This window comes from Limnobacter sp. UBA3528 (genome assembly GCF_002377005.1).
Lineage (GTDB): Bacteria > Pseudomonadota > Gammaproteobacteria > Burkholderiales > Burkholderiaceae_B > Limnobacter.
Genome location: NZ_DFOZ01000016.1, coordinates 68,314 through 81,434, shown reverse-complemented (window position 1 = coordinate 81,434; position 13,121 = coordinate 68,314). Strand labels below are relative to the sequence as shown.

General features: G+C 51.2%; 13 protein-coding genes. 2 read left to right on the top strand and 11 right to left on the bottom strand.

The genetic code is table 11. The features are described from left to right. Window positions 1-37 precede the first annotated feature (37 nt). The 4 genes from B4N58_RS04240 to B4N58_RS04225 form a co-directional block, all read right to left on the bottom strand. Window positions 38-1,030: a sensor domain-containing diguanylate cyclase gene (locus B4N58_RS04240; RefSeq protein ID WP_008249380.1), complete on the bottom strand. Its 993-nt coding sequence runs from the start codon at window positions 1,028-1,030 to the stop codon at window positions 38-40. 26 nt (window positions 1,031-1,056) lie between these two features. After that, entirely contained in the window at window positions 1,057-2,517 is a 1,461-nt protein-coding gene (gene guaB, locus B4N58_RS04235; protein WP_008249382.1) for an IMP dehydrogenase, read from the bottom strand. A gap of 89 nt (window positions 2,518-2,606) precedes the next feature. Further along, a complete protein-coding gene (locus tag B4N58_RS04230; RefSeq protein ID WP_291746138.1) occupies window positions 2,607-2,963 on the bottom strand; it encodes an RnfH family protein in 357 nt (118 codons plus the stop codon). Next, window positions 2,963-3,409 carry a type II toxin-antitoxin system RatA family toxin gene (locus B4N58_RS04225; protein ID WP_008249385.1) on the bottom strand — a complete coding sequence of 149 codons (447 nt, stop codon included), beginning with the start codon at window positions 3,407-3,409 and terminating at the stop codon, window positions 2,963-2,965. Before B4N58_RS04225 ends, B4N58_RS04230 begins: the two co-directional genes overlap by 1 nt. A gap of 101 nt (window positions 3,410-3,510) precedes the next feature. On the opposite strand from B4N58_RS04225, the gene smpB reads away from it, so the two are divergent. Further along, window positions 3,511-3,960 carry an SsrA-binding protein SmpB gene (smpB, locus tag B4N58_RS04220; RefSeq protein WP_008249387.1) on the top strand — a complete coding sequence of 150 codons (450 nt, stop codon included), beginning with the start codon at window positions 3,511-3,513 and terminating at the stop codon, window positions 3,958-3,960. A gap of 16 nt (window positions 3,961-3,976) precedes the next feature. Here the strand turns inward: smpB and B4N58_RS04215 are convergent, their stop codons facing one another. From B4N58_RS04215 to ppsA, 3 genes are read right to left on the bottom strand one after another with little or no spacing between them, the layout of a single operon-like run. Further along, on the bottom strand, window positions 3,977-4,882 hold the full coding sequence (locus B4N58_RS04215; protein ID WP_008249389.1) for an SPFH domain-containing protein: 906 nt from the start codon (window positions 4,880-4,882) through the stop codon (window positions 3,977-3,979). Window positions 4,883-4,928: 46 nt separating this feature from the next. Further along, window positions 4,929-5,351, bottom strand: a complete 423-nt coding sequence (locus B4N58_RS04210; RefSeq protein WP_291746133.1) for an NfeD family protein — start codon at window positions 5,349-5,351, stop codon at window positions 4,929-4,931. A gap of 15 nt (window positions 5,352-5,366) precedes the next feature. After that, on the bottom strand, window positions 5,367-7,775 hold the full coding sequence (ppsA, locus tag B4N58_RS04205) for a phosphoenolpyruvate synthase (protein WP_040512454.1): 2,409 nt from the start codon (window positions 7,773-7,775) through the stop codon (window positions 5,367-5,369). Between the two features lie 136 nt (window positions 7,776-7,911). On the opposite strand from ppsA, the gene ppsR reads away from it, so the two are divergent. After that, window positions 7,912-8,748 carry a posphoenolpyruvate synthetase regulatory kinase/phosphorylase PpsR gene (gene ppsR / locus B4N58_RS04200; RefSeq protein ID WP_008249395.1) on the top strand — a complete coding sequence of 279 codons (837 nt, stop codon included), beginning with the start codon at window positions 7,912-7,914 and terminating at the stop codon, window positions 8,746-8,748. On the opposite strand, the gene B4N58_RS04195 is transcribed toward ppsR, so the two are convergent. From B4N58_RS04195 to lpxB, 4 genes are read right to left on the bottom strand one after another with little or no spacing between them, the layout of a single operon-like run. Then, complete coding sequence (locus tag B4N58_RS04195; protein WP_291746129.1) at window positions 8,745-10,424, bottom strand: cryptochrome/deoxyribodipyrimidine photo-lyase family protein; 1,680 nt, start codon at window positions 10,422-10,424, stop codon at window positions 8,745-8,747. The two genes, ppsR and B4N58_RS04195, sit on opposite strands and share 4 nt — an antisense overlap. A 48-nt stretch (window positions 10,425-10,472) precedes the next feature. Continuing rightward, window positions 10,473-11,294: a TrmH family RNA methyltransferase gene (locus B4N58_RS04190; RefSeq protein ID WP_008249398.1), complete on the bottom strand. Its 822-nt coding sequence runs from the start codon at window positions 11,292-11,294 to the stop codon at window positions 10,473-10,475. Between the two features lie 8 nt (window positions 11,295-11,302). Next, window positions 11,303-11,959 carry a ribonuclease HII gene (locus B4N58_RS04185; RefSeq protein ID WP_008249399.1) on the bottom strand — a complete coding sequence of 219 codons (657 nt, stop codon included), beginning with the start codon at window positions 11,957-11,959 and terminating at the stop codon, window positions 11,303-11,305. Beyond that, window positions 11,952-13,121 (bottom strand): lipid-A-disaccharide synthase, encoded by a 1,170-nt coding sequence (gene lpxB, locus B4N58_RS04180; protein ID WP_008249400.1) that lies wholly within the window; start codon window positions 13,119-13,121, stop codon window positions 11,952-11,954. Before lpxB ends, B4N58_RS04185 begins: the two co-directional genes overlap by 8 nt.

Sequence of the window (13,121 nt, the reverse complement as noted above, 5' to 3'; positions counted from 1 at the left end):
CTTAAAAGTAATTGACCCAATGCAACTGGCACCAGGCTTAGCTAAGGCTTAACAAGCGATCCACTGCCTGTACCGCCGTGCATGGAAGGTCTTCACCGGTAAGGCTGAGGAAGTTGATGTCCACATCAACCAGCGCTTTCACGCCATGGGTTTCAAGTGTGGTTTCAGCAAAACGGGTTTTTAGCTGTTCCAGCAAACGTGCCACTTCGGAGTTGGTCATGCCCGAGCACACGGCTACGAATGCATCTGCCCCCAAAGAACCAATACTGGAACCGTTTGGTAATACATCGCGAATAATGGATGCGGTGAACTTGGTGAAGTCAATAATTCGATCATGACCAAACCTGTTCAAAATCAAATCGAATGAACCCAGCTTGACGTGCAACAGGGAAAGATCTTCTCCCTTGCGCACAGCATGTTCCAGTTCTTTGTCCAGCAATGCCTCAAAGCCGCGCCTGTTCCAAGAACCCACAATCGGATCAATCAACAGTGACCTTTGGTTTTCGTTCAATGAACGCACGAACCGGGTGACCACGCTGTCGTCTACAGGCTTGGCAATTTCAACTTCAACCAAGCGCGCGAAATCGCGCAAGTCTTGCCTGTCTTCCTGAGAAAATGCACGTGGAACGCTGTCAATCACGCAAAGCGTACCAATGGTGACGCCGAACGCGTCCCGAATGGGTTGGCCAGCATAAAACCGGATCCTCGGTCCATCGACAACCAAGGGGTTGTCCATGAATCGCGGGTCCAGAAGCGCGTTTTCTACAACCAGTGGTTCATCACTAAGAATGGCGTGCCCACAGAAAGAAACTTCCCGGTCGGTGGAGCAAGCGTTCAGCCCTTGAAGCGATTTAAACCATTGAATTTCTTTGTAAACAATGGTGACCAGCGCCGTATCAATATCAAAGTGCCGACAGACCAAACGTGTGATTCGATCAAACCGGGCCTCCGAGGGAGAGTAAATCATCCCCAAATTCTGGATCGCCCGTGTTCTTTCGTCTTCGTTGTGTGGAATGTCAGGTTTTTGCATGGCTGCTTCGCTGTATTCAGGCCTTGTTAATCAACATGGTAGTTTGGTGCTTCTTTTGTTATTTGAACATCATGCACATGCGACTCCCGGATGCCGGCTGATGAAATTTCTACAAACTCAGCCTTCTCGTGCATCTCGGAAATTGAGCGGCAACCCACATAGCCCATCGATGAACGAACACCACCCACCAGCTGGAAAATAATCGAGAGCACGGAGCCTTTGTACGGCACTCGACCCTCGATGCCCTCTGGCACCAACTTGTCAGCGTTGTTGGCAGGGTCCTGGAAATAGCGATCCGCTGAGCCTTGGGTCATGGCACCTAGAGAACCCATGCCGCGATAAGCCTTGTAGCTGCGCCCTTGGAACAACACGACTTCACCGGGCGCTTCTTCGGTGCCGGCAAACATGCCACCCATCATCGCGGCGCTGGCGCCCGCAGCCAAAGCTTTGGAAATGTCGCCAGAATAGCGAATACCACCGTCTGCAATTACAGGTACGCCTGTGCCCTTCAGGGCCTTGGCTACATTGGCGATTGCGCTGATTTGGGGAACACCTACGCCAGCCACAATGCGGGTAGTACAAATTGAACCAGGACCAATACCAACCTTCACACCGTCTGCGCCATGTTCCATCAAGGCCAAGGCCGCGCTGGCCGTGGCAATGTTGCCACCAATCACGTCCACTTGGGGGTAGTTTTGCTTCACCCAACGAACGCGGTCTAATACGCCCTTGCTGTGGCCATGGGCCGTATCAACAACAATCACGTCTACGCCAGCGGCCACGAGCTTTTCAACGCGATCTTCTGTGCCATCACCCACACCCACAGCCGCACCTACGCGCAATTTGCCGTGAATATCTTTGCTGGCCCACGGGTGTTCGGTGGCCTTTTGAATGTCTTTAACCGTAATCAGGCCTTTCAGCGTATTGTCCGCATCCATCACCAGCACGCGCTCCAGACGGTGCTTGTGCATGAGGGCTTTGGCTTGTTCCAGGCTGTCATCTTCCGACACAGTAACCAAGCGCTCGCGCGGAGTCATTACGTTAGAAACAGGTTGGTCTAGATTTGTTTCGAAACGCAAATCACGGTTAGTGACAATGCCAACTACCTTCCCATTTTTGACGACAGGCAGGCCTGAAATTTTATGTTGCTGGGTAAGTGCGATTACTTGGCGAACCGTGAGCTCAGGCTCGATCGTGATCGGATCGCGAAGTACACCTGATTCATGGCGTTTTACCTTCGCTACCTCGGCGGCTTGCTGCGTTGCTGTCAGGTTCTTGTGAACGATACCGATACCACCTTCCTGCGCCATGGCAATGGCCAACCTGGCTTCAGTCACTGTGTCCATGGCGGCGGACACCAAAGGAATGTTCAGGCTGATGTTTCGGGTCAGTTGGGTAGACAGGGATGTGTCTTTGGGAAGAACGTCTGAGAACGCAGGAACCAGCAATACATCATCAAACGTTAACGCTTTCTGCGTGACACGCATGCAATTTCTCCTTGCGCAAAAGCGAATTATAAAGGATACCCAGCGTACCTGTTTTGGTTTGCAAACAGAAAAACCGGGGAATTTAAGTTTTAGGTGGCCGTTTTTGATCGCTTGCGGCTTCGGCGCTCGTATTTGGCCAATTCTTTCTGGCGTTTTGTCAGCACCTTGTGCTGAGCTCGCCTGCGTCGACTTTCCATCGGATCGAAGCTTAGGCCATCCAGAATTTCGATGCGATCGCCGCTGTGAAGGACCATACCCTCTGTTGCGTAAAGACCATACACTGCCACTGCTCGTTCTGTAAGCAACAGGTTAATACGCTCACCGCTGAGGCCGATGGCTTGAAGTGCTTGCTCCACTGTGGCTTTTTCGGGCAAGTTCAATGGAGTGGGTGTTGACGTAAGCACACCGCCATCGCCAGGGCCGAGTTCTAGCCAATGCACAAGCATTACTGCCCTGCTCCCGTGCGGTGTAAAGACTCGGCACGTTTAATGAAAGAGTCTACGAAACTGTTGGCAAGGCTTGTAAACACCGGGCCGACAAGCTGCTCAAGAACCTTGCTTGAAAACTCGTAGGCGAGCTTGAAATGCACTTTGCAGGCCTCGGGTGTGAGTTCAATGAAATGCCAGGTACCCTCCAGATGGGTAAACGGGCCCTCCACCAGGGTCATGTGGATTTGCTGATGAGGTGTCAATTTATTCATGGTGCAAAAGCTTTGTTTGACACCCTTGAACGCAATTTCGACCGTTGCTTTTTCCGTGTTGGTATCGACAGGCTCAACACTTCCAGCACCGCACCACGGCAAAAATTGGGGATAATCGGCCACTGCCCGCACCAAATCGAACATTTGTTGCGTGGAAAAATGAACCAACACGGACTTTTCTACAATGGCCATGAATGCTGAAGGGTTTGTTTCCCGCTCGGAGAAAGGATTAAACTCTCTATTTTAGCGTTTTTCACGCTGCGCCGCACCCAAAGGACGTTTTCACCGAATTCATGAGCATTATTGACAACAAAAAAGCAGGTTTTGATTACTTCATCGAAGAGAAGTACGAGGCGGGTATTGTGCTGGAAGGCTGGGAAGTCAAATCCATTCGCGATGGTCGCGTTCAAATCAAGGAAAGCCACATCGTGGTTCGCAACGGCGAGCTGTGGCTGCTGAATTGCCACATTTCGCCTTTGACCAGTGCATCTACCCATGTTAATCCGGTCAACACGCGCACACGCAAGTTGTTGATGCACAAGAAAGAAATTAGCCGATTAATTGGCAAGGTGGAACAAAAGGGTTATTCACTGGTGCCCTTGAATTTGCATTTCAAGAATGGCCGAGTGAAAGTGGACATGGCCTTGGCCAAAGGTAAAAAGCAGCATGATAAGCGCGATACATTGAAAGACAAGGACTGGAAACGGGAGCAGGAACGGTTGATGAAAATCCACCGAACCTGAACTCGCGTCAGGGTAATTACTTGCCCTGCTTCACGACCTGCATGGCGGCCGCAACCATCGATCCCATATTCGATAAATCACCTGGCAGGATTAGCGTGTTCCCCGCCTTGGCCACACCTGAAAAAGCCTCGATGTATTGCTCAGCCACTTTCAGGTTCACTGCCTCCATACCGCCCGGTTCGGCTACCGCAGCGGCCACTTTGCGCAGGGCGTCGGCGGTGGCTTCTGCAATTTCCTTGATTGCACCTGCCTCACCTTGCGCACGGTTGATCGCGGCAATTCGATCGCCCTCCGAGCGTGCAATTGCCGACTCTCGTTCACCGTTGGCAATGTTGATCTGCTCTTGTTTTCGACCCTCGGAAGCCGCAATCAATGCGCGCTTTTCACGCTCCGCCGTAATTTGCGCTTGCATTGAAAGTAAAATCTCACGAGGCGGCGTCAAGTCCTTGATTTCATAGCGAAGAACTTTTACGCCCCAGTTCAATGCAGCCTCGTCCAATGCGTTCACAATGGCTGCATTGATCATGTCACGCTCTTCAAAGGTTTTATCCAGCTCCATGCGGCCAATAATTGATCGCAATGTGGTTTGCGCCAGTTGGGTAATTGCGCTGATGTAGTCGCTTGAGCCATAGCTGGCCCGCATTGCATCAGTCACCTGAAAATATAAAATGCCATCCACTTGAAGCTGGGTATTGTCTTTCGTAATACACACCTGGCTGGGTACATCCAGCGGAATTTCTTTCAGTGAGTGTTTGTATGAAACCCGTTCAATGAAGGGCACCAGAAAATTCAGACCAGCCTGCAAGGTTCGGTCATATTTGCCCAAACGCTCAACCACCCAAGCGCTTTGCTGCGGAACAATGCGCAGCGCCTGGCTGACAAACACAATCGCCAGAATCAATATGACAATTGAAACTTCCATGAATTTTCTCCTTTGATTGGCAGACCCGGGAACAAGGCCAAACCGATTACGCGTGTGTCGAAACGCTTTTGACTTTCAGGACATTGCCCTGAACATCGACAATTTGATGCAGGCCCGTTACAGGCGTACTGTCAGTGCTCTCCGCTGCCCAAGTGGCACCACGGTATTGCACATTGGCGCGTCCCCCCGCATTCCAGCTTGGAATGTCAAGTTTATTGCCAATATCGAGCAAGTCATGTTGTTTGTCTGTTTTGCTTCGCTTGACCGAGCGGTTGCGGAGAAGAAGGCTGCCAGCCACCGAAAAAACCGCGGCTGCGCCAATTTGAATTTCGAGACCATAATCAAGGTAGGCCATCAATGCACCGATGGCCGCCCCCAAAGACACCATGAGCAGGTAAAACGTACCTGTGGTGATTTCGGCAATCAACAAAATACCCGCCAATACCAACCACAGTGACAAATTGCTCAATGGTGTTACTCCTTCTTACTTTTTGTTAAATTTATCAGCCAGCTTTTGCCAGGTATCGATCACGGTGTCCGGGTTCAGCGAAATGGATTCAATCCCCTCGCCCGCCAGCCACAATGCAAAATCCGGGTGGTCTGAGGGCCCTTGCCCGCAAATACCGACATACTTGCCTTTGGCCTTGCAAGCTTCGATCGCTTTGCTTAGCAGGGCACGCACGGCTGGGTCACGTTCGTCGAAATCCGCAGCCAGAATGTCCAGGCCAGAATCGCGGTCCAGACCCAAAGTAAGTTGGGTTAGATCGTTGGAGCCAATCGAGAAGCCGTCAAAGTACTCCAGGAATTGATCCGCCAGTACAGCGTTGGACGGCACCTCGCACATCATGACCACTTTCAATCCATTCTCACCACGCTTCAGTCCGTTACGACCCAGCAGGTCAACCACTTTGGCTGCCTGATTCAAAGTGCGCACAAACGGAATCATGATTTGAACGTTGTCCAGTCCCATTTGCTCACGAACACGTTTCAGGGCCAGGCATTCCATTTCGAAACACTCGGCAAACTCCTCGGAAATGTATCGGGCTGCACCGCGGAAACCGAGCATCGGGTTCTCCTCTTCGGGTTCGTAGCGGCTGCCGCCGATCAGCTTGCGGTATTCGTTGGATTTGAAATCGGACATACGAACAATGACTGGTTTGGGATAAAACGCTGCTGCGATGGTGGCAACACCCTCCGCCAGTTTGTCCACAAAAAATGCAACCGGGCTGGCATGGCCACGCGCCACGCTTTCTACCGCTTTTTTCAAGTCGGCATCGACATTGGGATAATCAAGAATGGCTTTCGGATGAATACCGATCGCATTGTTGATAATGAATTCCAGACGGGCCAAGCCAACGCCTTTGTTGGGCAACTGGCAAAACTCAAAGGCCAGTTGTGGATTGCCCACGTTCATCATGATTTTCACTGGAATTTCAGGCAAGGCACCGCGTTTTACTTCGCTGACTTCTGTCTCCAGCAAGCCCTCGTAAATGTAACCGGTGTCGCCTTCTGAACAGCTGACTGTGACCAGCATGCCTTCAGTCAGCTTTTCGGTGGCATCACCACAACCCACCACCGCAGGAATACCCAGTTCACGGGCAATGATCGCGGCGTGGCAAGTGCGCCCGCCACGATTGGTGACAATCGCCGCTGCACGCTTCATGACAGGTTCCCAGTTGGGGTCTGTCATGTCGGTCACCAGAATATCGCCAGCCTGCACACGGTCCATCTCGGAAGAATCGTTGATCACCCGCACGGAACCTGCACCAATTTTCTGGCCAATGGCTCGTCCTGAACTCAAAATCGCTGAATTGCCCTTGAGCTTATAACGCAACTGCACGTCATTGTCTTTCTGCGAATTCACGGTTTCAGGGCGGGCTTGCAGAATGTACAGCTTGCCATCAATACCGTCTTTGCCCCACTCAATGTCCATTGGACGACCGTAATGTTTCTCAATAATCATGGCGTACTTCGCCAATTCGATTACATCATCGTCATTCAGTGAATAGCGGTTGCGCTGCTCGGCCGGAACATCGACCGTACGCACACTTTTGCCACTTTCTTTCTGCAGGTCAAATTCCATCTTGATCAATTTGGATCCGATCTGACGGCGAATAATGGGGTACTTGCCTTCGGCCAAAGTGGGCTTGAACACGTAAAACTCGTCCGGGTTAACTGCACCCTGCACCACTGTTTCACCCAAGCCATAGCTGGACGTGATGAATACCACCTGATCAAAACCGCTTTCGGTGTCCATGGTGAACATTACGCCAGAAGCCGCTTTGTCAGAACGAACCATGCGCTGCACGCCCGCACTAAGCGCGACATCGGCATGGGCGAAGCCCTTGTGTACCCGGTAAGAAATGGCGCGATCGTTGTACAGTGAGGCAAACACTTCCTTGATCTTTTCCAGCACATCGTCAATGCCGGTGACGTTCAGGAAAGACTCCTGCTGACCTGCAAACGAAGCGTCAGGCAGGTCTTCTGCCGTGGCTGAAGAACGCACTGCCACAGAAATATCGCCACCGCTTTGCGCCATCATCGTGGCGTAGGATTCACGAATACCCGCCTCAAGGTCGGCGGGCAGCGGAGCATCAATTACCCACTGGCGAATTTCAGCACCGGCTTGGGTCAGTGCGCGAACATCGTCCACATTCAGGGCGTCGAGTTTTGCATTGATGCGCTCAACCAGATTGTTGGCTTTCAGGAATTCCCGGAATGCGTGGGCCGTGGTTGCAAAGCCGCCGGGTACACGAACACCCGTTTCCGCCAACTGGGAGATCATTTCACCCAGTGACGAGTTTTTACCACCGACAGTTTCCACATCTTCCATTCGAAGTTGTTCGAATGGCGCAACGAGTGCTGTTGGGCTAACTCCTTGATTTGTTGACATTGATTCACCTTGTAGTTCAAAAGAAATAGTGAATGCGGCGATTTGGGCGCACACGCATCGACTATTTCCCCTGATTTCTTTTTATGATTGTAACTGTAACCCGTCTTTTTGCCACCGATACACACAGGATTGATTCATGTCAGAAAATGTAAGCCAGGAACGCACCGTGGTTTTTGTGTCCGACGGCACAGGCATTACCGCGGAAACCCTTGGTCACTCTGTGTTGTCACAATTCGAAGGCATCCGTTTCAAGCAGATCCGAATCCCGTTCATTGATTCAGAAGTGAAGGCAATTTCTGCTCGTCAAAAGATCAATGACATTGCCAAATATGATGGTCAGAAACCACTTGTTTTCAGCACTTTGGTGAATTCAATGATCAACGACGTTGTAAAGCAGGCCGATGGCGTATTCATGGATTTGTTTCTGACCTTTGTTGAGCCCTTGGAAAAAGAACTGAACATCAAAAGCACGCACCGTATTGGTCGTTCGCACACCATAGCGGACAATGAACAATACAAAAACCGCATTGAGGCGATTAACTACACTCTGGCACACGATGACGGGCAAACCCACAAAGACCTCCAAGCTGCTGACGTCATTTTGGTGGGTGTTTCCCGATCAGGCAAAACTCCAACAAGCCTTTATCTGGCCATGCAATACGGCATCAAGGCTGCCAACTACCCCTTGATTCCAGAAGATTTTGAGCGTGGTGAATTGCCCGCTGCCCTACCCCCTTTCAAAGAAAAGATTTTCGGGCTGTCGATCTCGCCTGAACGCTTGAGCGAAATACGCAACGAGCGCCGCCCCGGCAGTAAATATGCGTCGCTTGAAAATTGCAGGCAGGAAATCAAGGCCGCGGAATTCATGATGCGTCGCGAGGGAATCAGCTGGTTGAGTTCAACGAGCAAATCCATCGAAGAAATCTCAACCACTATTTTGCAGCAGTTGAATTTGGGTTCGCCAATTTATTAAAACAAGCTTTGTTGCTTGTTCGTTTCTGTTTCTATTAGCTGAGTGTCGATTTTTTTATTTTTACCGCGCGGTGCTGGATTGCCATTCCGGTTCGGGTTTCTTGAGCCGTGTTTTTCATACACCCGCTTGGACTCTTCAACATAGCCTTTGCGTTGCCTGAACTCGGTAATGTTGGAACGTGCTTTGGAAATCGCCGTGTCCGGATCAACCACTGGCCATGGATAATCTTCACCCACTATGCAGCCGCATTCCTGTTGAATTAGCTGGGGGGTATTCCAGGGTTCGCCGATCCAGGGGTCAGGAATATTTTTCAGCTCGGGTATCCAGCGTCGAATAAACACGCCTTGCGGGTCGTGATCCTTGGCCTGTTTCACGGGGTTGTAAATGCGCAAGGTATTGATGCCCGTGACGCCAGACTGCATTTGAAACTGTGGGTAGTGAATACCAGGTTCATAGTCAAGGAATTCGCGCGCCAACATGGGGGCAGTGTGTCGCCAATCCAGCCATAGCTGGTAAGAGGCGAAGGCCACCAGCATGGCACGCATGCGAAAGTTAACCCAGCCAGTGGCGCGCAACATTCGCATGCAGGCATCCACCATTGGAAAACCGGTACGCCCCTCTATCCACGCCAGCGCCTTTTGATTTTCTTCCGGGCTTAGCTCGGCGAAATTTCGCATCGCGTTCAGTCCTCGGTGCGCTGATCGAAATTCAAGCTCAGGTTCACTTTCAAGTTTTTGAATAAAGTGGCAATGCCAATGCAAACGGCTCTCGAACGATTTCAGGGATTGCTTCCACTGTGTTTGTGCTTTGGGTAGCAAGCTGCTTTCAGTCAATTGCTGGCGTGCATGACTCAATGCCTCCAGCATTTCCCGAATGGAAATCACGCCAAATGCAAGGTATGGCGACAGGCGCGAACAAGCCGATTCTGCACTCAAGGGGCTTGACATTTCGAAGCGGTAATTCATGCCGCGTTCGCTCAAAAATTCACTCAAACAGCGTTGTGCCTGTTGCCTGCCACCCCGCTGACGCAAGGTTTTGTCTGTTAAATGTTTGGGGTAAAAATGTACATACTGAGCCCATTGCGGCCAGAGTGAACGGTTCAATTGCACACATGGCAAACCATTGACTTCCAGTTGCTGCTGAAAGTTTTGCGGAAAATCAAACCAGGTCGCTTGCGGTAATTCCGAGAAATCAGGGACAGGTAAAACGGGTTTGCGCATCGTGTCTAGCCACAGCTTGCCCCATTCATCCCGGTTTTTTAATTTGCGCACCACTGCGTTGTTTTGGAATTCAAGCCAGGCTATCGAATGGCTTTCACACCTGGCTTTCACTTCCTTGTCGCGGACGAAACTGGCCCAGTTTCCGGTTTCTTGGTGACTGTAAATACTGATTTGCTGGCAGCACAAAGCCATTGTTTGCAAGGCAACAGGTGCATTGGCTTTGGCCAACAGCAAAGGCACATGCTCGGGCAATTGCTCCGCGAGTTCTTGTAAACTTTCTCGGGCGAATTCAAAATGTTGGGGAGCACTGTCGGGCTGCCTAATCAGCTTGGGTTCAAGACAATACAAGGCTACTACGCAACCATTGCTTTCCTTGGCGGCTTTTGTTGCCGCATGCCAGGGAGCATGGTCGCTAAGGCGCAGGTCTTTTTTCAGCCAAACAAGATGCAGGTGCATGCAGCGAAGTCCAAATACCACTGTTCAAGTATACAGTGTATTTTTATTTTACCGCCTTTGCCTGAATTGTTCAAATAAACACACTGCGCTGCTGCTGCCCACGTTCAGGCTTTCAATGGTCTTGCTTTGTGGAATTCTTATGTGTTCACTGGCGCGGTCTAGCCAGGCCTGGCTTACGCCCTGCCCTTCGCTACCAAAAACCCATACACCTGCTGGTTTTAAATCGGCGTTAAACAAGTCAACGCTTTTGGGATGCAGGCTGGTGACGCGCACCGGTATTTTTGATTTAGCCGCTGAAAGCGCTTGCAGCAAGTCCAACTCAGTGTATAGCTGCAAGCCGAACTGAGCGCCCATACCTGCACGCAGCACCTTGTCACTCCAAACCCAGGCACTGTGGTCACTTAATGCCACTTGCTGAACTCCGGCTGCAGCACAATTGCGCAACAAAGTGCCTACATTGCCGGGGTCTTGAATGCCGTCCAGCAAGGCGATGTCCTGCTTTAAATCAATGGTTGCGCTGGCATTCACCGGTTTAAAGAAAATCATGGGTCCGGTGGGGGTGTTCAACTTACTAAGCTTTGAATAAAGTGTGTCGCTGAGTACCAGACAGCGCACTTCACCATTCTCCAGTACATCGCTCAAGGCCGACATGGTTAACCATTCCGGTTTGTTCAACAAACTTTGAGGAATCCAGACTGATTCAATATGGGCACCCGGTAGGTGCAGAAGCGTTTCAGCAAGGTGCAAACCCTCCGCCGCCGCCAGACCGCTGTTGCGCAAGGCATGATTGGATGAAAGCAGTTTGATGGCTGCTTTAAGTCGTTCATTTTGGGCTGATTCAATCTGCGTAAAATTGCGTTCGTAACTCATGTGCGCCTTTAGAACGTTGAGCTCTGTTGTGCGCGTTCCAGGGCCTCACGCACTGGTCGGAACGATTTTCTGTGTAACTGTGTAGCACCGTGTTCTAACAGCAAAGCCATATGACGTGCAGTGGGGTAGCCCATGTGAATATCAAGTTCGTATTGTGGAAATTGCAAAGCATGGGTTTTACACCACTCGTCGCGGGCCACCTTGGCCAGAATGGAGGCAGCGGAAATCGCGGGAATTTTGGTGTCCCCTTTCACCACTGCAATTGCTTGGTAAGGCCATTTTGGCAATTTGTTGCCGTCCACTGCAATCAAGCATTGCTTCGGTTTCAGACCAGTTTGATCAAGCACCAAGTCAACGGCCCGCCACATCGCCAGCAAACTGGCCTGCAGTATATTCAGGCGATCAATTTCCTCTACAGTGGCGTGGGCCACAGCACACGCTTTGGCATTGCGTCGAATGGCTGTTTCAAGACTGTCACGCTTTTTGGCTGAGAGTGTTTTAGAGCAGGCCAATCCGTCGATAGTATTGGGCTGATTCAACAATGCCGCGCCAGCCACCACGGGACCACACAAAGGACCGCGCCCCGCTTCATCCACACCAATCACCTGCAAGCTGTGTTGTTCAGCATAAGCCTGAATTTCAGACCACTCCTGGAACTTAGCCATTCATCACCTGCTGAATTACGCGACTCGCAATTTCTCCAGACGGCTTCAACAAGCGTTGGTGTTGCTCGGCGAAGAGCGATTGAAGCCTGGTACGGTTGGTGTCGTTGTCGAGTTGGAACAGTGCTTTTTGCGCCAGCGCCGAGGGAGTTGCATCGTCTTGCAGTAATTCGGGCACCGCAAATTCATTCAGTAAAATGTTGGGCAAGCCCACAAAGGGTTGGTAGCCCTTGCCTTTCATCATTTGGTAGCTCAGCCACGGCATTTTGTAGGCAATAACCATGGGTTTGCGGTACATCATTGCCTCCAGTGTCGCGGTGCCACTGGCCAACATGACGGCATCTGCCGCTGCCATGCACTCATGGGACTTACCTTCGATCAATGTCCACCGATCCAGTAGTTGTGGTGGAATCATCATCCTGAACATGTTGAGCAATGCACTGGCCGGTGGCATAGGCGTTACAAACCGCAAGTCTGGTTTTTGCTTTAATAGTTCAACGCAGGCTTGAACAAAGGCAGGTCCAATGTGTTTGACCTCAGCGCCGCGGCTACCTGGCAATACTGCGAGCAGCTGCCCTTCACTTTGCAAATCCAGCTTGGTTCGGTAGGCCGTTGGGTCGATTGTTTCGGGCACCAGCGCCGCCATGGGATGGCCAATGTAGGTTGCTGAAATCCCTTCTTTGGCCAGAAGTTCTGGCTCAAACGGGAAAATGCACAACACATGGCTACAGGCTGCTTTGATCTTGTGAATGCGCTCCATGCGCCAGGCCCAAATCGATGGGCAAACCACATGCACAGTCGGTACGCCACTTTCGCGAAGGGCGAGCTCAAGGTTCAAATTGAAATCGGGAGCGTCTACACCTACAAACACCTTGGGTCGATTGGTGACTGACCAGTGTTGAATCAGATTCTTGCGCATTTTCAGCAAACGCGGCAAATGGCGAAGTACCTCAACATAGCCACGCACTGACAACTCTTCAGAGCCGTGCAAGGGTTTGACACCCAAATCGCGAAGCTTCGGGCCCGCAATGCCCTCCATGGTTAGCGTTTGGGTTTGTATCAAATGCTCAATAGCCAAGGCACCAATCCAGTCACCTGAGGCCTCACCCACTGCAATGGCCAAATCCACAGGCTGAGTGGAGTAAGGAGTGCGTGTGTTCGCCAT